An 18,524-nucleotide genomic window follows, 5' to 3' on the forward strand; every position below is an offset into this window, starting at 1 on the left:
GCTGCGTGTTTGTGTAAACCGGTTCGAGGTGCTTAACGGCGTAGGTCTCGCTGTGCCTTCATCGTCCCTGCCAAATGCCCCTAGGCGTAAAAAGCGTTGATCAGGGCGGCAACGCCGGCACCGAGCTCGCCTGCCTGTTCCTTGCTCATGACGAGCGGCGGCAACAGTCGAATCGTATTGCCGGCTGTTACGTTAATCAGTAGCCCTGCCCCCAGCGCTTGCCCAACAAGCTCAGTGCAGTCACGAGTCAGCTCGATGCCGATCATGAGCCCCTGACCACGCAGATCTGTAATGACTGAATTGTCAGCGACCCCTGCCACGACAGCGCTACGAACGGTTTCGCCAAGGGACAGTGCCCTGTTTGTAAGGTCACCGCCGCTGAGCGTGTTGGTGACGGCCAGGGCGGCGGCGCAGGCCAGGTGCCCGCCGCCGTAGGTAGAGCCATGGTGGCCGGGCCCAAACACATCGGCGGCTTTGCCCCGCGCCATACACGCACCGATGGGCATGCCGTTGCCCAGGCCTTTCGCGGTGGTAACGATGTCGGGTACTACATCGGTGCCCAAATAATAGAAGTGATGGCCGGTGCGGCCGTTGCCAGACTGCACCTCGTCGTAAATCAGCAGCCATTCATTGGCATCGCACAACGTGCGAAGCTCGCGCAGGTATTCGTCGCCCAGGGGCATGACACCACCCTCGCCCTGGATAGGTTCAACCATCACGGCGACCACATCGGGGTTGTTGTCAGCGATCGCGGCGATAGCAGCGCTGTCGCCCCTGGCGGCACGCACAAAGCCGCCCACCAGCGGTTCAAACCCGGCTTGGATTTTGCGATTGCCGGTGGCGCTCAGTGTGGCCATGGTGCGCCCATGAAACGCGCTCTCCAGTACCACAATTGAGGGCCGCTCAACGCCGCGCTGGTGACCATACATGCGCGCCAGTTTGATCGCGGCTTCATTGGCCTCCGCCCCTGAATTGCCGAAGAAAACGCGCTCCATACCGGTGATGCTTGTCAGTGCGTCGGCCAGATCTTCCTGAGGCTGGATGCGATACAGGTTGGAGGTGTGCATCAACTGCGAGGCCTGCTGCTGGATTGCCTCGGTAATGGCTGGGTGTGCGTGTCCCAGATTAGTAACGGCGATTCCCGACAGGCCATCCAGATAGGCGCGGCCTTCCGTATCATAGAGCACGGCGCCTTCACCACGGGTGAAAGTCACGGGCAGGCGGGCATAGGTAGGCATCAGTGCTGACATCGGTGTCCCCCAAAAACGCAAAAAGGCAGCTGCGGCTGCCTCTGAGGAGCGATCATAGCGGTTACCCCGCCCGCGGTGCAAACCTCGTGACAGGGCAGAAATCCGCGGCAATAGTGGCTAGAATGGCGCCCCCGTTTGAACGACAACACAGGAGCTAATGCATGGATATTATGGACACCATCAAAGAGCAGGTGGAGAACAACAGCATCCTGCTATATATGAAGGGCTCACCCAACCAGCCCCAGTGCGGCTTCTCAGCGCGCACCGTTCAGGCTTTGATGGCCTGCGGCGAGCGGTTTGCCTACGTTGATGTGCTCTCAAACCCCGATGTGCGCGCAAACTTGCCCAAGTACGGCAACTGGCCCACGTTTCCCCAGCTGTGGGTGAACGGTGAGCTGGTCGGTGGCTGTGACATCGTCACTGAGATGGCTGAATCCGGTGAGCTGCAGCCCTTGATCAAGGAAGCGGCTGCTAGCCAAGCGACTGCCTGATATCATAAAAGGCGCGATAGTCAGCTATCGCGCCTTTCTCATACCTGCCCTTGCTTATTCGTCGGGCTTCACCGTGTGCATCGCGGTCTGCAAGTAGTTCTGAATACCCACCTTCTCGATCAGGCCCAGCTGAGTTTCCAGCCAGTCGATGTGTTCCTCCTCGGATTCCATGATATCAACGAGAATTTCTCGAGAGACGTAGTCTTTTGTTGAATTTGCATATTCGATGGCAGCAATCAGGTCGGCGTGGGCGATATGCTCCAGCTTCAGGTCGCACTCCAGCATCTCCTTGGTGTTCTCACCGATCATAAGGCGGCCCAAGTCCTGCAGATTGGGCAAGCCCTCCAGAAAGAGAATGCGCTCAATCAGTGAGTCGGCGTGCTTCATCTCATCGATAGACTCGTGGTACTCGTGCTCGCCCAGCTCTTTCAGGCCCCAGTCTTTGTACATGCGGGCGTGGAGGAAGTACTGGTTAATAGCCACCAATTCATTACCGAGAATGGTATTGAGGTGGTCGATCATCTTTTGGTCGCCTTTCATGGTCTAGCCTCCTTTGTGTTGATGCGCAAAGAGTGACGCCTTTCTAACGCTAAGTCAACCTAAGTTATTGATTTTGTTGAAAATTTATAATGATAATCAGAGCGATTATCATCCCGTGATGTCGTGATACTGTTCAGCTAAGGGTCCAGTGTTGCCGGGCTGTGTTTCATGCCTTTGTTGGCAGAAATTTATGCAATGAGGGGGCAGCGGGGGAGGGCATTGATACAGCGCACTGCCGGCAAGGGTGCTTGTCTATAGGGGCACAAACAGTAAGAGCAGCAGTCAGTGCATCTGCAGCGCGATGCTACTTATGGCCCCGCGTGAATAATCACAGAAAGAAGCTGGCCAGCGTGGCCGGGTCTAAACAGGGAATATCCGGGTGTCGTACCCAGGGGCCGGGAACGAACTGGGAAGTGGTTAGCGATCAGGTGACGGCGTAGAACAGCTGCTCGTTGTCCATCACATCGTCCAGGGATTCGCGCACGATTTCTTTGGCGAGAATGCCGCATTTGCCGCACTGGCTGGCAACCCCAAGGCTGCTGTGTACGTCGCTTACCGAGCTGGCGCCATCCTGAACGGCGGCGCGGATCTGGGTATCGGTAATTCCTTTGCAAATACAGACGTACATGAGCGAAACGGTGGCTGGCTGCTGTCGATGGGCAAAAAGTAATAAGAATGAGAATAATTGTCAACAACAATCAATAACATTTCCTGACTCGGCCTGGGCTGGTGCTATCTGGTATGCGGTTTAACGCAATTAGAGGTTGCCCATCAGTGCCTTCAATCGAGCCTCGACCAGCGGCAGGCGATCATTGCCGAAATACATATCATCCCCATTGATGAACAGTGTGGGTGAGCCATAGCCGCCACGCGCGATCACGTCATCGGTGTTGGCGCGCAGTGCCGCTTTGTAAGTATCGTTATCACAGGCAGCAGCCAGCGCATCGCTGTCCAGACCGATTGCGCTGGCAATGTCGGCCAGTACCTCCGGCTGTGAGATGTCGCGATTATCTCCCCAGTACGCTTCGAAAACAGCGCGCGACCATGCGATCTCCTGACCTTGCTCGGCAGCATAGATGGCAGCGCGCATGGCTTTGGCGCTGTTCACGGGAAACACGTCGGGTTGAATGATGCGCACGCCCGCCAGCCAGGCCCAGTCGCCCAAATCTTTAAGGTAGTAGCGGAACTGCCGTTCGTTGGCAGCAGCACTGGCGCGCTTGCTGTAGAGCTCCTGATTGACCGCGTTGAACACGCCGCCCACGAGAATGGGGCGCCACTGCATATCCACACCCAATTCCTGCGCCATTGGGATCATTCGCGTGAACGCCAGGTAGGTCCAGGGGCTGGAGCAGTCGTAGAAAAATTCCAGGGTGGGCTTCGCACTCATCATGGGTTTCCGCACAGGATCAAGAGGCCGCCGAGCTTAGCACACCGACTCTGCGCATTAGGTATAATCGCCGGCCCACAAGGGATGACCGAACATGGATATCAAGGATTACATGGCCGCTCTGGGCCGCGGAGCCAGAGCCGCCGCCAGCGATGTTGCAGCCTCCAGCACGGAGCAGCGCAATGCTGCATTGCTGGCCGCGCGTCGTCGGCTGGATCAGGCCAGAGAGGCACTGACCCATGCCAATGAGCAGGATTTGGCGAGGGGAAGGAGTAATGGCTTGGACGCAGCGCTGCTCGATAGACTGGCGCTAACCCCGGCGCGCATCGATACCATGCTGGAGGGCCTGCGCCAGGTTGCCGATCTGCCAGATCCGGTCGCCAGTATCTCAGACATGCGCACCATGCCCTCTGGCATCCAGGTGGGACGCATGCGCGTGCCTCTGGGTGTGATAGGCATCATTTACGAGTCGCGCCCCAATGTGACCGTCGAGGCGGCCAGCCTGTGTCTTAAATCAGGCAATGCCACCATCTTGCGCGGTGGCTCTGAGGCCATTGAGTCGAACGCTGCTATCGCTGCGTGTCTGCGTGATGCCCTGACCGAGGTCGGTTTGCCCGCAGCCGCTATTCAGGTGCTGGACACACCCGATCGCGCGGCGGTGGGCGAACTGATTACCATGCCGGAATACGTGGACGTGATTGTTCCCCGCGGTGGCAAGGGTCTGATTGAGCGTATCAGTGCGGACGCCCGGGTGCCGGTCATTAAGCACCTGGATGGCGTTTGCCACGTCTACATCGACAGCGGTGCCGACCCATCAATGGCCACCGACATTGCCATCAATGCAAAAACCCAGCGCTACGGCACCTGCAATACCATGGAAACCTTGCTCGTAGCGCAGAGCGAGGCGGCGACGCTGCTGCCCTCTCTGGCAAGTGCATACGCCGAGCACGGGGTTGAGCTGCGCGGCTGCGAGCAAACACTGGAGATCGTGCCGGGCTTGCAGCAGGCCACGGAAGAGGACTGGCACGCGGAATACCTGGCACCGATTCTCGCGATCAAGGTGGTCGCCGATATCGATGCAGCCATGGCCCACATTGCCACCTACAGCTCCCAACACACAGACACCATTGTCACGCGCGACCATTCCCGTGCCATGCGCTTCCTGCGTGAGGTGGACTCCAGCTCGGTCATGGTCAATGCGTCTACCCGCTTTGCGGATGGATTTGAGTATGGCCTGGGTGCCGAGATCGGCATCTCAACCGACAAACTCCATGCGCGCGGCCCTGTAGGGTTGGAAGGTCTGACCTCGCAGAAATATGTGGTGCTGGGTGACGGACAAATTCGCACTTGACTATGGATGTGGCTAAGCGCGCTCAGGCGGTAGCTGTGCTGGGTGGTACTTTTAACCCCGTGCACTTCGGTCATCTGCGCTCGGCCCTGGAACTGGTCGATCATCTGCACCTGTCGCAGCTCAGGCTGATGGTGTCGGCTCGGCCACCGCACCGGGACGAACCGCAAACCAGCGCGGAACACCGGGCTGCCATGGTGCAGCTGGCCGTGGATGATGAGCCTCGCCTGATTTGTGATACTCGTGAATTGGCGCGATCTGGCCCCTCCTACACAGTGGATAGTCTCAAGGCGCTGCGCGCTGAGGTGGGACAGGAAATGCCGCTGCTGCTTGTCGTGGGTGGTGACGCTGTTCAAGGCCTGACCGGTTGGTCGCGCTGGCAGGCCCTGCTGGACTATGCACATCTGGTAGTCGTGGCGCGCCCCGGATTTACCCTGCCACGTGGCGGAGAGCTAGGCGATTGGTTGACCAGCCACGAAGCGGGACTGCCCGGTGATCTGTTCGATGTGCCGCAGGGGCGGGTGTATCTGGAATCACTGCGGCCACTGCCCATTTCGGCAACGGAGATACGCGCGCTGTTGCAATCAGGCAAATCAGCGCGCTACCTGCTGCCCGACTCCGTACTGGACTATATTAATCAACATGAACTTTATACAGGGAGATCTCCCACAACATGACATTGAGCAAGAAAGCCTGACGCATGGACGCTGAACCTTTGAAAGAACTGGTTCTTGAGGCGCTGGATGACCTCAAGGCTGTTAACCCTGTCACTTTGGAAGTCAGTGCGATGACCGACGTGATGGACTACATGGTGGTTGCCAGCGGCACATCGAACCGGCACGTGAAATCCCTTGCCGACAACGTCTGTGTGGAGGCCAAGAAGCAGGGCATGCCGCCCATCGGTGTTGAAGGCCAGGATGCAGGAGAATGGGTGCTGGTGGACTTCGGTGACGTGGTGGTTCATGTGATGTTGCCGGCAACCCGTGACTTCTACGACCTGGAGCGACTCTGGGTGGCTACTGACGCCGGCGCCTGATGCGCATCACGGTACACACCGTGGGCAGTAAAATGCCCGGCTGGGTGACCGAGGGCACACAGGAGTACAGCAAGCGACTGCCGCGTGAGCTGAATCTGGAGTGGCGCGAGCTGCCACTGGCCCAGCGCGGAAAGCGCAATGGCAATACCGTCCGTCTGAAAGAGAAAGAAGGCGAGCAAATCCTCCAATCCATTGGGCCCAGTGATCTGGTTGTGGCCCTGGATGTGCTTGGCAAACCCTGGTCTACCGAATCATTGGCGCAGCGTCTGTCCGACTGGCAGATGAACGGGCGCAATGTCTCCCTGTTGGTGGGCGGCCCCGACGGCCTCTCTCGCGCCTGCCTGGATCGGGCCGATATGAAGTGGTCTTTGAGCGCGCTGACCTTGCCGCACCCGCTGGTGCGGGTGGTTTTGGCAGAACAGTTGTATCGGGCTTGGACAATCACTGTGAACCACCCGTATCATCGAGCCTGATTCATGGTGTGTCAGGCCGCGCGGTAGATGCCACAAGCAATAGCACTTAAGGACCCCGTTCGCGAGAGCCGGATTTACAGTGCACGCACCCTTACCGCAGTACTTATTGTGGTCATGGCGCTGGGGCTGATTGTCGCCCGTTATTACAGCCTGCAGATCACGCATTACGAATCCTACCGCACCCAATCCGAGCGCAACCGTGTGCAGCTGCAGCCCCTGCCGCCCAAGCGCGGGCTGATCTTCGACCGCAATGGTGTGCTTCTCGCCGACAACCGCGCCACCCATATTCTGTCGGTCGTACGAGAGCGCGTGCCGGATCTGGAGGCGACACTCACCCGGCTAGGTGAACTGGTCCCGATTTCTGATCGCGATCTCGATAACTTCCGCAAAAAGCTCAACCGCCGACGTCCTTACGAGGCGGTACCGCTGCGTTTTCGTTTAACCGAGGAGGAGCAGGCGGTCCTTGCTGTGAACCGGCACGAATTACCCGGCGTGGTTGTGGACGCGCAGTTACTACGCCACTACCCGCACGGCGAGCTGTTTTCGCATGCGCTGGGATATGTGGGCCGCATCAACGAGGAAGAAGCGTTGTTCCTCGATGAGCGCGACTATCGTGGTACGTTTCATGTGGGCAAGGTTGGCATTGAGAAGTATTACGAGGACACCCTGCACGGTGAAGTGGGCTACCAAAACGTAGAGACCAACGCCCATGGCCGGGTGCTGCGGGTCCTGGAGCGGTATGCACCAACCCCCGGCGAGGATTTAACCTTGCACCTGGACATCAATCTGCAACGCACTGCTTATGAGGCCCTGGGTGAGCAGCGCGGCGCCGTGGTAGCGATTGATCCCAAAACAGGCGGCGTGATGGCGCTGGTGTCTACCCCGGGTTTTGATACCAACTTGTTTGTGAATGGGATTAGCAGCGCGAACTACAGCGAGCTGCGAGATTCTCTAGATGTGCCGCTGTTCAACCGGGCAGTACAGGGGCAGTATCCGCCGGGCTCGACCGTGAAACCTATGATGGGATTGGCGGGGCTCGAGTCGGGACTGGTAACGGCCCAAACGACGGTGCCGGATCCGGGCTGGTACCGACTGCCGGGTGACTCGCGGCGTTACCGCGACTGGATTCTGAAGATTCGGGGCACAGGACATGCGCCGGAAGTCGACCTGCACATGGCGATTGTAGAGTCCTGTGATGTTTACTTTTACGACCTCGCGCGCAAGCTGACCATCGATAAAATGTACGACTATCTCCACCCCTTTGGTCTGGGCGAGCGAACGGCAGTAGACACCACCAACGAGCGCCGGGGCGTGCTGCCCTCCACCCGCTGGAAGCGCGATGCGCTGAATCAACCCTGGTACCCGGGCGAGACGCTGAGCGCCGGCATTGGACAGGGCTATGTGCTGACGACGCCGATGCAGCTTGCTGTGGCGACCAGCGTTTTGGCTACCAAAGGCGAACACCGCACACCGCGACTGGTGCGTTCACGGGGGAGCGAGCTGGTAGAGGCTCCATTGCAGCCGCCGGTTGTTGCCACTGAGGCACACTGGAACACGGTGCATGAGGCCATGCGCGATGTTGTGCACGGGGAGCGCGGTTCAGCGCGCAGCATCGGTAAGGATATTCCGTACGAAATGGCAGGTAAGACGGGCACTGCACAGGTTATCGGTATTGCCCAGGGCGAGGTTTATCGTGAAGAGGAGGTGGCCGAACGGCACCGCAATCACGGCCTGTTCATCGCGTTTGCACCCTATGCAGCGCCGACCATTGCGGTGGCAGTGCTGGTCGAAAATGGCGGTGGCAGCAGTGCCGCCTACCCAATAGCTCGCGAGGTGATCGATACCTGGTTACTCGGGGCAGACGCTGGCTGATGGCGGATTATCTGAGGCAACTGCCGCAGGGTTCTGCAGATCTCGCCCGCAGGCCAAGCGCTGCCAGCCGTTTCCACATCGATGTGCCACTGTTGGTTCTGCTGCTGGCATTGACCAGCTTCGGCCTGCTGGTGCTTTACAGTGCGTCCGGGCAGAGCAGCGCTGCGGTGATTCGTCAGGGTCAATACTTTCTGGTGGCCTACGTGGTGATGATCGTGGCCGCGCAGATTCGACTGGTAACCTATATGCGATGGGCGCCCTGGTTCTATCTGGGAGGTATTGGCCTGCTGGTGGCGGTTATCTTTGTGGGTGTGGGTGCCAAGGGCGCTCAGCGCTGGCTGTCGTTGGGCGGTTTTCGTTTTCAGCCCTCAGAGATTCTCAAGATTCTGGTGCCCATGACCGTGGCCTGGTATCTGGCTGATCGGGTGCTGCCGCCCCGCTTCAAATACATTGTGGTGAGCCTTGCTATTGTCGGCTTGCCCGCTGTGCTTATCCTCAGGCAGCCAGACCTGGGGACAGCGCTATTGATTGCCGCCAGCGGTCTGTTCGTGATTTTTATGGCGGGCATCGGCTGGCGCTACATCTTCGGGGCTGCTGTTCTGGCGGTGGCTTCTGCCTGGCCGGCGTGGCTGTTCGTACTTAAGGATTATCAAAAGCAGCGCATCCTGACATTGCTGAATCCCGAGAGCGATAAACTTGGCGCAGGTTGGAATATCATCCAATCGAAAACGGCCATTGGCTCGGGTGGTTGGTCTGGCAAGGGCTGGCAGAGTGGGACCCAGTCACAGTTGGATTTCCTGCCTGAGAGCCGAACAGACTTCATTATTGCCGTGCTTGCCGAAGAGTTCGGCCTGCGCGGTGTTCTCACGCTGGTAGCGCTGTATCTGCTGATACTGCTGCGCGGCTTTTGGATTGGGCTGAATGCAAAAACCAGCTACGGACGCATGCTCGCTGGCAGCCTGACGCTCACCTTTTTTGTCTACATCTTTGTTAATATGGGAATGGTCGCCGGGTTGCTGCCCGTGGTGGGTGTGCCGCTGCCTCTGGTGAGTGCCGGTGGAACATCTGTAGTGACCCTGATGGCAGGTTTTGGCCTGCTGATGGCAATCAGCACGGAGCAACGCATTGCTGACTATTAATCCCCTCCCGCACAACCTGGCCAATAGAGGCACTGCCATGATTCGATTCGCCACTCTCTTCATTACTTTGCTGACGTCAGTGCTTGCGCTGTCCGCACGCGCCGACAGCTATGCGGGCAATGCGCAAGCCCAAGCGGTGATAGACCAGTTGGTGGCAGAGGAGGGGTTTGATCGCGACCAACTGGAAGCGGTGATGGCGGACGCCCAGCGCCAGGACAGCATTATCGAGGCGATGGATAGGCCGGCTGAAAAGACCAAGCCCTGGTACGATTACCGCGAGATATTTCTGACTGAACAGCGCGCAGAAGAGGGTGTTGCTTTCTTCAACACCCATCGCGAAACCCTGGCGCGTGCCGAGGCAGAGACCGGTGTGCCTGCAGAGATCATTGTCGCTATCATCGGGGTTGAAACGTATTACGGGCGCATCACTGGCAGTTACCGGGTGATCGACGCCCTGACGACGCTGGCCTTCGACTACCCGCGTCGCTCCGAGTTCTTTACCAAAGAGCTCAAGAACTACCTGATGCTGACCCGCGATCAGGGCATCAATCCGGCGGACTTCAAGGGCTCCTATGCAGGCGCGATGGGGTATGGCCAGTTCATGCCCAGCAGTTACCGCGCCTATGCGATCGACTTTGATGGCGATGACAAGATCGACATCTGGAATAACCCCGTGGATGCCATTGGCTCGGTAGCCAATTATTTTGCAGAGCACGGCTGGCGCAGCGGCGGCGATGTGGTTGCCATCGCCAAGGCCGATAGCTCGGTGCCTGACGATGTATTTGTGCAAAAGCGTAAAGACCTCAAGCCGGTGCGCACGGTGGCGGAGTTGGCCGAGTTGGGTGTCGAACCGATGCGTGATCTGCCGGATGACGCCATGGCAACGGCCATGAAGTTTGAACTGGCTGATGGTTACGAGTACTGGATGGGTCTACACAATTTCTACGTAATTACTCGCTACAACCTCAGCGCAATGTACGCCATGAGTGTGTATCAGCTGAGCCAGCGCCTGGCCGATGAGGTGGGCAGTTGATGCGATGGGTTCTGGTTGTGCTGGGCTTTGCCGCCCTCGCAGCCTGCACGGTGACTCCCCCGCCGCAGTCGGGTGGGGGTGGCGGCACTGCGGTGACTGATACGGTCAGCGATGGCGCGCCGGTGCGCACGATTGCACCGGGCGACGTTGCCAATGCCGTCCCCCGGCCTGATCCCATTCTCGCCGCTGGCAATAAAAGCCCCTACACGGTGAATGGCGTTACCTACGAAATCATGGACGATTATCGCAACTACCGTGAGCAGGGCATTGCCTCCTGGTATGGCACCAAATTCCATGGCCGCAAGACGTCCAACGGTGAAATCTTCGATCTCTATGCCGCCACGGCTGCGCATAAGACACTACCAATACCCACCTACGCCGAAGTGACTAACCTCAATAATGGCCGCAGTATCGTCGTCAGGGTGAATGACAGGGGTCCTTTCCACCCTGAGCGTGTTATTGATCTGTCTTACGGTGCGGCGGTGAAGCTGGGCTTCATGAAGCAGGGCACGGCTCCGGTAGAGGTGCGCGTGCTCAATATAGCCGGAGTTGATGACCGTCGCGGCACCACTCTGGGCAGTTATCGTTACCTGCAGATGGGTGCGTTTGGCGCAGAGTCGTCGGCACAGCGTCTTCGCGATGAGATCGCCACTGTAATTTCTGCGCCGGTAGCGGTGAGCCCCGTCAGTGCGGGTGATGGCCTGCTTTACCGCGTACGTGTTGGTCCGATTGATGACCCACAGCAGTTTGCCGCAGTGCGCCGTCAGCTTAGTGACAGCGGCTACGGCAGCGGCCAACCCCTGCCCTGAGCCCTGATTTCGTTTCACTCGCTCGGGCCTTGGGGTAACATCCCCTGAAGCCCACGCCCGCAATGGTTCCCGTGTTTATGTCTCGCTTTTTGACCGCTGTTTTTATCGCCGTGTTCACTCTGCCAGCGCTGGGCGCAAGCATTGTTCCGGCGCCCCCCCAATTGGATGCCAAAGCGTACCTGTTGATGGATGCAGCCAGCGGGAAGGTTCTGGTGGGGCACAACGCGGACATGCCTCTGCCACCGGCCAGCCTGACTAAAATGATGACGGCGTATGTATTGGCCGCCGAGATGGAGGCCGGCCGCATAGCCGCCGATGACATGGTCAGCGTGTCCCGTAACGCCTGGTCGCAGAATCCCGTGTTTAACGGATCGTCCCTGATGTGGATCGAGCCGGGCATGGATGTGTCGGTGGCTGACCTGGAGCGCGGTATCGTGATCTCATCTGGTAACGACGCAACGGTTGCGATTGCCGAGCACATCGCAGGTACCGAGGCGGCCTTTGCGGACATGATGAACAGCTATGCCGAAGCACTGGGCATGAGCGATACCTACTACCAAAACTCACACGGTCTGCCCGCACCCGATCACATAACAACGGCTCGCGATCTGGCCATACTTGCCCGGGCGATGATTAAAAATTTCCCCGAGCACTATAAGATCTACGCCGAGCGCGAGTTCACCTATAACGATATCCGCCAGTACAACCGCAACTCCCTGCTCGGTGAAGATCCTTCCGTGGACGGCCTGAAAACCGGCTATACCCGTGAGGCTGGCTATTGCCTTGTGGCTTCAGCCGAGCGCCGTGATATGCGCCTCGTCTCTGTGGTGATGGGCACCCGCAGCCCTAACGCACGTAAGAACCAGACGCGTTCACTGCTCAATTACGGATTCCGCTTTTACGAGACAACCACCCAGTTTGCGGAAGGTGGCGCATTGGACGAAGTGCGTGTCTGGAAAGGCGTGAGCGACACCTTGTCTGTCGGCGTACAGGAGCCGGTGGTGCTAACCTTGCCGCGCGGTAAAGAGAAGCATCTGAAAACAGTAGTGACCAAGAACGAGAGCATCATCGCGCCGCTAGCGGTAGGCGATGCTCTGGGTTCGGTTGCCCTGGTGCTGGATGAGGAAACGCTTTACGAGACCCCATTGGTGGCACTGGAAGCCGTTGAGCAAGCAGGCTTTTTTGCACGATTGTGGGACAGCATCCTGATGTGGTTCTCCAAACTTTTCTCAGCCTAAGGCCGAAGTTCAATGACGGAGCAACCCGATCCCCCCAAAATTGAATTTCCCTGCGATTATCCGATAAAGGTGCTTGGCAGAAGTGGCGACGAATTTCAGCGTGTGGTTCTGGAGTTGGTTGAGCGCCATGCGCCCGGCTTTGATCGCGACACCGTTCTGGTGAAAGGCAGCAGCAAGGGCACCTTTACATCAATTAATGTGACCATCGTGGCGACCGGGCCGGAGCAGTTGGACGCACTGCACCAGGACCTCATGGGGACCGGCCTGGTTCAGATGGTGATATAGGCCGCTATGGCCGCTCTCGAACTGCGTCGGCTGAGCCTCGCCGACTACAGCGAAACACTGACTGCCATGCGGGACTACACCGATGCCCGCGACGAACACTCGCCAGACCAGCTGTGGCTGTTACAACATCCACGCGTATTCACGCAGGGCCAGGCAGGTAAAGCCGAGCATGTGCTGGCGCCGGGCGACATACCCGTGGTTCAGGTTGATCGCGGTGGTCAGGTAACCTATCACGGCCCAGGGCAGTGGGTGGTGTACCTGCTCATTGATTTGAAGCGACATAGTTTGGGTGTCCGCGCGCTGGTGGATGTGATCGAGCAGGCCATTGTGGCTTGCCTGGCCGATTACGGTATTCAGGCGGCGCCAGACCCTGCGGCCCCTGGGGTCTACGTAGCGGGCAGGAAGATTGCTTCTCTGGGCTTGCGCGTTCGCCGCGGCTGCAGCTATCACGGGCTGTCGCTCAACGTGGATATGGATCTGGAACCGTTCTCGCGTATCAACCCCTGCGGCCATGAGGGCCTTGAGGTGACATCCATGGCGCAACTGCTGGCAGAGAGTGCTATGCCCGCGATGGATGCGGTTGGCGAGTCCCTCTTGACCCATTTGCAGCGGGAACTGGCTGCCGCCAACACGGACTGACGCCACTGCTACGCATGGCGGAATCCGCGTATAATCCGCGCTTTTTCCACGGACAGTCTCATGTCAGAACTTGGCCAGGCGATACAGTCGCGTCGCACCTTCGCCATTATTTCCCACCCGGACGCCGGTAAGACCACGATTACCGAGAAGCTTCTGCTGCTGGGCAGTGCCATTCAGGTGGCAGGCTCCGTGAAGGGGAAGAAGGGTCCTCACGCCACCTCCGACTGGATGAGCATGGAGCAGGAGCGTGGCATCTCGGTTACCTCATCAGTGATGCAATTTCCCTACCGGGAGCGCACGGTGAACCTGCTGGATACGCCGGGGCACGAGGATTTCTCCGAGGACACCTACCGTACCCTGACCGCGGTGGATTCGGCCCTGATGGTCATTGACGGCGCTAAGGGTGTCGAGGATCGCACCATTAAGTTGATGAACGTCTGTCGCCTGCGCGATACCCCCATCATCAGCTTTGTGAACAAGATGGATCGCGACATCCGCGACCCTATTGAATTGCTGGATGAAATCGAAGAGGTACTCGATATCCAGGGCGCGCCCATCAACTGGCCTATTGGAATGGGCGGCTTCTTCAAGGGTGTATACAACCTTTATACCGACACCATCCATAAATATGTGGCAGGTCATAACAGCCAGCTGCACCCGGATGAGCGCATCGACGGTCTGGATAGCGACGAGGCTCGCCAGCTGTTGGGTGATGAGTACGACGATTTTGTCGAGGAAATAGAACTGGTGCGCGGTGCCAGCCACGCATTTGATCTGGAGCAGTTTCTCGCTGGCAAGCTAACGCCGGTATTCTTTGGCACTGCGTTGGCCAACTTCGGTGTGCGCGAAATGCTGGACGATTTTGTTGAGTGGGCGCCAGCGCCTCTGGATCGCCACACTACAGGCCGCGAGGTGGCGGCTACTGAGCCTAGGTTCTCGGGATTTGTCTTTAAAATCCAGGCCAACATGGACCCTAGGCACCGTGACCGTATCGCCTTCCTGAGGGTTTGCTCCGGGCAGTACAACAAAGGCATGAAGATGCGCCACGTTCGGGTGGGCAAAGACGTCAAAATCGCCGATGCCGTCACCTTCAAGGCCGGCGAGCGTGTATTGGTGGAGGAGGCCGTGTCCGGCGACATCATCGGCCTTCATAATCACGGCACCATCCAAATTGGCGACACCTTCTCCGCCGGCGAGGATCTTCAGTTCACAGGTATTCCCCACTTTGCGCCTGAATTGTTCCGCCGCATTCGGCTGGCCGACCCCATGAAGTCCAAGCAGCTACAGAAGGGGCTTCAGCAGCTGTCGGAAGAGGGGTCTACCCAGGTATTCGCGCCCATCAGCTCCACGGACCTGATCGTGGGCGCCGTGGGGCAGCTACAGTTTGATGTGGTGGCCTATCGTCTGAAGGACGAGTACAAGGTCGAGGCGATTTACGAGCCGGTGAACGTTTACACCGCTCGCTGGGTGCACTGCGAGGATGAGCGCAAGCTTGAAGAGTTTCGCAAAAAGGCAGCGGACCAGCTCTCGGTGGACGGTGGCGGTTACCTCACCTACCTGGCCCCAACACGGGTGAATTTGCAGCTGATGGAAGAGCGCTGGCCGGATATCGAGTTCCGAGCCACCCGCGAACACTGATCGGTAGGGGCACGCTTGTGCCCCAGCGGTCTAGCCCAGCAGGGCTTCGATATCCGCTTCTATGGCAGAGGGCTTGGTGGCAGGTGCGTAGCGCTTTAAAACTGAGCCGTCTTTGCCGATCAGGAATTTGGTGAAGTTCCACTTGATGCGCTCGGTGCCCAGTGCGCCCGGCGCAGCCTTCTTCAGGTACTTGAACAATGGGTCGGCACCGCCCCCGTTGACTTCGATCTTGCCGAACATCGGGAAGCTGACGCCGTAGTTCAACTGGCAGAATTCCTGAATTTCATCATTACTGCCCGGATCCTGCTTGCCGAACTGGTTGCAGGGAAAGCCCAGGATCTCCAGACCTTGATCCTTGTAAGTTTCATACAGTGACTCTAGTCCCTCGAACTGCGGGGTGAAGCCGCATTTTGAGGCTGTGTTAACCACCAGCAGCACTTTGCCTTTGTAATCCGCCAGTGACTTTGCAGAGCCTGCTTTGGTAGTGGCGCTGAAATCGAAGACTGATTCAGACATGCGGATTACTCCTTCGCGCGTTCGCGCAGTGATCTTGGTATGGGGGTGATACGTGCCCGGGGCTCGCCGGGATTAGCTTCGGCTAACCCCCACCCATCGTGTTATGCCGCCTGCGCTGCTTGCAGTTGCACCTGCTCCATGAGTAATGCCACGCGCTTGCGCTGCATCTTCAGGGAGAACTCCAGTTCCCGGAAGCGGGTGCGCAACGCTGCATTGTCCCACTTCTCCTGCAACTGCTGGCGCTTCTCAGAGAGAGCATCTTCCAGCGCATTGCGCTTTTGCTCGTAGCGCTGCGATTGCAGTTCTTTCCACTGGTTGATGGACTCAGTGAACAGCTGATACTCACGCTCCAGTGTGGCGCGCAGTCCCTCTGCGGCGGGGCTGTCGTCCAGCTCTCGACGCGCTCGCTCAAACTGGGTATCCAGAATGGCGCGCTGAATTTTGAAGTCGGGTACGCGCACCAGATTCGAGGCCAGGCCCAGCTTTTCACACAGGCTGATAAACCACTTGGTGGGATCCCACTGATACCAGCGAATGCCATTGCGGTAGTCAGTTTGGAAGATGTGGTGATAGTTGTGGTAGCCCTCCCCGTAGGTCAGGAAGGCGAGGAACCCATTGTCCCGTGCGCTGTTGCTCTCGGTATAAGGGCGCGTGCCCCAGTAGTGCGCCAGTGAGTTAATGAAGAAGGTAACGTGGTGATTCACCACCAGGCGCAGCAATCCCACCAGCAGCACCGTGCCAATAATATCCCCGTGCCACAGGCCCAGCAGAATGGGCAAGCCCAGGTTCATGAAGGTCGTCAGCGCAACGTAGTGTTTGTCCTGCCACATGACGATCGGGTCGCGCTGCAGATCGCGTGCGTTGCTGAAGTCCGCTTCGTTGGATTTGTAGTCACGCAGCATCCAGCCCATATGGCTGAACCAGAGTCCGCGGCCCGCTGAGTAAGGGTCCTGCTCGTTATCGTCTACATGGCGGTGGTGGCGACGGTGGTCTGACGCCCAGATGAGGATGCTGTTCTGCAGGGCACCGGCGCCCCAGAACGCATAGAACCAGCGCAGCGCAGGGCTGGCTTCATAGGCCTTGTGTGCCCATAAACGGTGGTAGCCGCCGGTGATGGACATACCGTTCAGGTAAAGGAAGGCCAGCGCCCACAACCACTGAAAGGCGTCGTATCCGTGGTACACGCCCCAGGCGGGTACCAGAACCAGTGCAGCCAGCGGTAGCACAACGAAAATGGCAACGTTGATGGGTAGCAGCGGTGGCTTTGCGTCGGTGCTGTTCATAACTTCTGAGTACCTCTATTGAATGGTGTAATGGTAGCGGGTTGTGCCCTCGATGTCTTTGCGCTGTGGCGATTTCGCCCCGGTTGACCACTTGCCGCAGCGCCGGCATAAAAATGCAGTATTATGCGCCCTCCTCAGTTCAAGCCCACCACACCGCGTGACAGTTCATCCCTACGTCCAAGGCAAGGCATTCCTGCACCATGAGTGAGAAGGCGGTTTTCACCCGCGGCTCCACCATGCGGCACGTATTGGTGATGACCGGCGCCAGCGCTACGGGCTTGCTCACCATGTTCGGTGCTGATGTTGTTGATATGTACTTTCTTACCCTGCTGGGTGAGCAGGCGTTGGTGGCGTCAGTGGGTTTCGCCGGTACGCTGATCTACTTTCTGGTGTCGATCAGTATCGGTCTGCAGATAGCCTTGGGTGCACTGGTTGCCCGTTCTGAGGGCGCCTATCGGCGGGACCTGGCAGGTCGCTACTGTAGCAGCGCGTTGCTCTTCAATGGTGTGCTGGCGGTGCTGATGAGCGTCGTGGGCTGGGTCTTTCTTGAGGATCTTCTGGTATTGCTCGGGGCCCGTGGTCTGGCGCTGGACTATGCCATCCGCTATGCCCAGATCCTAATGCTGTCTATCCCGATACTGGTTATTGGGATGAGCGCTGCGGCGGGTGTGCGCGCGGTCGGTGATGCACGGCGCGCCATGTGGGCAACCGTGTACGGGGCGCTGACCAACGCAGCTCTGGACCCGCTGTTTATTTTCACCTTCGGCTGGGGGCTTGAAGGGGCAGCCTGGGCATCGGTGGCGTCCCGTGTGGTGACGCTGGTTATTGCGTGGCGGGCACTTATTGGCGTCCATCATCTGCCGCGCCGGGTTAGCTACCCCCAGTTTCGCGCCGATATTCGCCCGATTATGGCGATTGCCGGCCCAGCCGTGCTGACCAACCTTGCCACGCCCATTGGTAACAGCTTTGTCCTGCGTACGCTGTCAGAATTTGGTGATGGCGCCGTTGCCGGCGCGGCAATTATGGGGCGTATCGCGCCGGTGGCTTTCTGCGCCGTATTCGCGCTTTCCGGGGCCATTGGTCCGATCATCGGCCAGAATGCGGGGGCAGGGTTTTACGACCGTGTGCGCAGTACGCTTGGCAATGCGCTTTTGTTCAATCTGGTGTATGTGATCCTGGTATGGCTGCTGCTAATACTGCTGACCGAGCCGATTATTGCCACCTTCTCCGCCAGTGACGAGGCCGCAGACCTCATTCGCTTCTACAACACATTTCTGGTGGGTGCCTTCTTCTTCAACGGCACCCTGTTTGCCGCAAACGCCAGCTTTAACAACCTGTCGCGGGCAAAATGGGCCACAGCCTTTAACTTTAGTAAAGTGCTGCTGGGAATCATTCCCGGGGTCTATTTTGGCGCGCAACTGTTTGGCGCGCGGGGGGTGCTGCTGGGCGAGGCGCTGGGTATGACGGTGTTTGGTGCCCTGGGTATTGTGGCCGCATTTGTGCTCACCCGCCGCCTGCAGCGCGAGCACGCCAGGTCCTAGTAGTAC

Annotated in this window: 20 protein-coding genes; 14 read left to right on the forward strand and 6 right to left on the reverse strand. The window is 58.5% G+C overall.

Features of this window, described 5'->3' with window-relative positions:
• Positions 1-80: 80 nt before the first annotated feature.
• Positions 81-1,250, reverse strand: coding sequence for an aspartate aminotransferase family protein (locus IE089_RS12720; protein WP_189478175.1), 1,170 nt, complete (start codon positions 1,248-1,250; stop codon positions 81-83).
• A gap of 161 nt (positions 1,251-1,411) precedes the next feature.
• On the opposite strand from IE089_RS12720, the gene grxD reads away from it, so the two are divergent.
• Positions 1,412-1,741, forward strand: coding sequence for a Grx4 family monothiol glutaredoxin (grxD, locus tag IE089_RS12725; protein WP_189478176.1), 330 nt, complete (start codon positions 1,412-1,414; stop codon positions 1,739-1,741).
• Between the two features lie 54 nt (positions 1,742-1,795).
• Here the strand turns inward: grxD and bfr are convergent, their stop codons facing one another.
• The 3 genes from bfr to IE089_RS12740 all read right to left on the reverse strand — a co-directional run bounded on the left by bfr (position 1,796) and on the right by IE089_RS12740 (position 3,668).
• On the reverse strand, positions 1,796-2,281 hold the full coding sequence (bfr, locus tag IE089_RS12730) for a bacterioferritin (RefSeq protein WP_189478177.1): 486 nt from the start codon (positions 2,279-2,281) through the stop codon (positions 1,796-1,798).
• 424 nt (positions 2,282-2,705) lie between these two features.
• Complete coding sequence (locus IE089_RS12735) at positions 2,706-2,909, reverse strand: bacterioferritin-associated ferredoxin (protein ID WP_189478178.1); 204 nt, start codon at positions 2,907-2,909, stop codon at positions 2,706-2,708.
• Between the two features lie 129 nt (positions 2,910-3,038).
• On the reverse strand, positions 3,039-3,668 hold the full coding sequence (locus tag IE089_RS12740) for a 2-hydroxychromene-2-carboxylate isomerase (protein WP_189478179.1): 630 nt from the start codon (positions 3,666-3,668) through the stop codon (positions 3,039-3,041).
• Between the two features lie 94 nt (positions 3,669-3,762).
• Here IE089_RS12740 and IE089_RS12745 point away from each other — a divergent pair, with 94 nt between their 5' ends.
• The 12 genes from IE089_RS12745 (at position 3,763) to IE089_RS12800 (ending at position 15,178) form a co-directional block, all read left to right on the forward strand.
• Complete coding sequence (locus IE089_RS12745) at positions 3,763-5,019, forward strand: glutamate-5-semialdehyde dehydrogenase (protein WP_189478180.1); 1,257 nt, start codon at positions 3,763-3,765, stop codon at positions 5,017-5,019.
• A gap of 8 nt (positions 5,020-5,027) precedes the next feature.
• A complete protein-coding gene (nadD, locus tag IE089_RS12750; RefSeq protein ID WP_229802750.1) occupies positions 5,028-5,693 on the forward strand; it encodes a nicotinate-nucleotide adenylyltransferase in 666 nt (221 codons plus the stop codon).
• A gap of 23 nt (positions 5,694-5,716) precedes the next feature.
• Positions 5,717-6,052, forward strand: a complete 336-nt coding sequence (rsfS, locus tag IE089_RS12755; RefSeq protein WP_189478182.1) for a ribosome silencing factor — start codon at positions 5,717-5,719, stop codon at positions 6,050-6,052.
• Entirely contained in the window at positions 6,052-6,525 is a 474-nt protein-coding gene (gene rlmH / locus IE089_RS12760) for a 23S rRNA (pseudouridine(1915)-N(3))-methyltransferase RlmH (protein WP_189478183.1), read from the forward strand. Before rsfS ends, rlmH begins: the two co-directional genes overlap by 1 nt.
• Positions 6,526-6,552: 27 nt before the next feature.
• Positions 6,553-8,397, forward strand: a complete 1,845-nt coding sequence (gene mrdA / locus IE089_RS12765; protein ID WP_189478184.1) for a penicillin-binding protein 2 — start codon at positions 6,553-6,555, stop codon at positions 8,395-8,397.
• Positions 8,397-9,536: a rod shape-determining protein RodA gene (gene rodA / locus IE089_RS12770; protein ID WP_189478185.1), complete on the forward strand. Its 1,140-nt coding sequence runs from the start codon at positions 8,397-8,399 to the stop codon at positions 9,534-9,536. Before mrdA ends, rodA begins: the two co-directional genes overlap by 1 nt.
• Positions 9,537-9,573: 37 nt before the next feature.
• Positions 9,574-10,569, forward strand: a complete 996-nt coding sequence (mltB, locus tag IE089_RS12775; protein ID WP_189478186.1) for a lytic murein transglycosylase B — start codon at positions 9,574-9,576, stop codon at positions 10,567-10,569.
• Entirely contained in the window at positions 10,569-11,378 is an 810-nt protein-coding gene (locus tag IE089_RS12780) for a septal ring lytic transglycosylase RlpA family protein (RefSeq protein WP_189478187.1), read from the forward strand. The genes mltB and IE089_RS12780 overlap by 1 nt, the downstream gene beginning before the upstream one ends.
• Positions 11,379-11,455: 77 nt before the next feature.
• The gene (locus tag IE089_RS12785; protein ID WP_189478188.1) at positions 11,456-12,616 is read left to right on the forward strand and encodes a D-alanyl-D-alanine carboxypeptidase family protein; all 1,161 of its coding nucleotides are present in this window, start codon (positions 11,456-11,458) and stop codon (positions 12,614-12,616) included.
• Positions 12,617-12,628: 12 nt separating this feature from the next.
• A complete protein-coding gene (locus tag IE089_RS12790) occupies positions 12,629-12,901 on the forward strand; it encodes a YbeD family protein (RefSeq protein WP_189478189.1) in 273 nt (90 codons plus the stop codon).
• A gap of 6 nt (positions 12,902-12,907) precedes the next feature.
• Positions 12,908-13,540 (forward strand): lipoyl(octanoyl) transferase LipB, encoded by a 633-nt coding sequence (gene lipB, locus IE089_RS12795; protein WP_189478190.1) that lies wholly within the window; start codon positions 12,908-12,910, stop codon positions 13,538-13,540.
• 60 nt (positions 13,541-13,600) lie between these two features.
• On the forward strand, positions 13,601-15,178 hold the full coding sequence (locus IE089_RS12800; RefSeq protein ID WP_189478191.1) for a peptide chain release factor 3: 1,578 nt from the start codon (positions 13,601-13,603) through the stop codon (positions 15,176-15,178).
• A 30-nt stretch (positions 15,179-15,208) separates the two neighbouring features.
• Here the strand turns inward: IE089_RS12800 and IE089_RS12805 are convergent, their stop codons facing one another.
• Both IE089_RS12805 and IE089_RS12810 read right to left on the reverse strand, forming a co-directional pair.
• Positions 15,209-15,694: a glutathione peroxidase gene (locus IE089_RS12805; RefSeq protein WP_189478192.1), complete on the reverse strand. Its 486-nt coding sequence runs from the start codon at positions 15,692-15,694 to the stop codon at positions 15,209-15,211.
• A 101-nt stretch (positions 15,695-15,795) separates the two neighbouring features.
• Positions 15,796-16,977: a fatty acid desaturase gene (locus tag IE089_RS12810; protein ID WP_189478193.1), complete on the reverse strand. Its 1,182-nt coding sequence runs from the start codon at positions 16,975-16,977 to the stop codon at positions 15,796-15,798.
• 200 nt (positions 16,978-17,177) lie between these two features.
• On the opposite strand from IE089_RS12810, the gene IE089_RS12815 reads away from it, so the two are divergent.
• Positions 17,178-18,518 (forward strand): MATE family efflux transporter, encoded by a 1,341-nt coding sequence (locus IE089_RS12815; RefSeq protein ID WP_189478194.1) that lies wholly within the window; start codon positions 17,178-17,180, stop codon positions 18,516-18,518.
• Positions 18,519-18,524: the final 6 nt, after the last annotated feature.

The sequence above is a fragment of the Parahalioglobus pacificus genome, from assembly GCF_014652275.1.
Lineage (GTDB): Bacteria > Pseudomonadota > Gammaproteobacteria > Pseudomonadales > Halieaceae > Parahalioglobus > Parahalioglobus pacificus.

Excerpts from the sequence above, each read along its gene's own strand:
- IE089_RS12720 (WP_189478175.1), bottom strand. The coding sequence starts at position 1,250 with ATGTCAGCACTGATGCCTACCTATGCCCGCCTGCCCGTGACTTTCACC.
- grxD (WP_189478176.1), top strand. The coding sequence starts at position 1,412 with ATGGATATTATGGACACCATCAAAGAGCAGGTGGAGAACAACAGCATC.
- bfr (WP_189478177.1), bottom strand. The coding sequence starts at position 2,281 with ATGAAAGGCGACCAAAAGATGATCGACCACCTCAATACCATTCTCGGT.
- IE089_RS12735 (WP_189478178.1), bottom strand. The coding sequence starts at position 2,909 with ATGTACGTCTGTATTTGCAAAGGAATTACCGATACCCAGATCCGCGCC.
- IE089_RS12740 (WP_189478179.1), bottom strand. The coding sequence starts at position 3,668 with ATGAGTGCGAAGCCCACCCTGGAATTTTTCTACGACTGCTCCAGCCCC.
- IE089_RS12745 (WP_189478180.1), top strand. The coding sequence starts at position 3,763 with ATGGATATCAAGGATTACATGGCCGCTCTGGGCCGCGGAGCCAGAGCC.
- rsfS (WP_189478182.1), top strand. The coding sequence starts at position 5,717 with ATGGACGCTGAACCTTTGAAAGAACTGGTTCTTGAGGCGCTGGATGAC.
- rlmH (WP_189478183.1), top strand. The coding sequence starts at position 6,052 with ATGCGCATCACGGTACACACCGTGGGCAGTAAAATGCCCGGCTGGGTG.
- mrdA (WP_189478184.1), top strand. The coding sequence starts at position 6,553 with ATGCCACAAGCAATAGCACTTAAGGACCCCGTTCGCGAGAGCCGGATT.
- rodA (WP_189478185.1), top strand. The coding sequence starts at position 8,397 with ATGGCGGATTATCTGAGGCAACTGCCGCAGGGTTCTGCAGATCTCGCC.
- mltB (WP_189478186.1), top strand. The coding sequence starts at position 9,574 with ATGATTCGATTCGCCACTCTCTTCATTACTTTGCTGACGTCAGTGCTT.
- IE089_RS12780 (WP_189478187.1), top strand. The coding sequence starts at position 10,569 with ATGCGATGGGTTCTGGTTGTGCTGGGCTTTGCCGCCCTCGCAGCCTGC.
- IE089_RS12785 (WP_189478188.1), top strand. The coding sequence starts at position 11,456 with ATGTCTCGCTTTTTGACCGCTGTTTTTATCGCCGTGTTCACTCTGCCA.
- IE089_RS12790 (WP_189478189.1), top strand. The coding sequence starts at position 12,629 with ATGACGGAGCAACCCGATCCCCCCAAAATTGAATTTCCCTGCGATTAT.
- lipB (WP_189478190.1), top strand. The coding sequence starts at position 12,908 with ATGGCCGCTCTCGAACTGCGTCGGCTGAGCCTCGCCGACTACAGCGAA.
- IE089_RS12800 (WP_189478191.1), top strand. The coding sequence starts at position 13,601 with ATGTCAGAACTTGGCCAGGCGATACAGTCGCGTCGCACCTTCGCCATT.
- IE089_RS12805 (WP_189478192.1), bottom strand. The coding sequence starts at position 15,694 with ATGTCTGAATCAGTCTTCGATTTCAGCGCCACTACCAAAGCAGGCTCT.
- IE089_RS12810 (WP_189478193.1), bottom strand. The coding sequence starts at position 16,977 with ATGAACAGCACCGACGCAAAGCCACCGCTGCTACCCATCAACGTTGCC.
- IE089_RS12815 (WP_189478194.1), top strand. The coding sequence starts at position 17,178 with ATGAGTGAGAAGGCGGTTTTCACCCGCGGCTCCACCATGCGGCACGTA.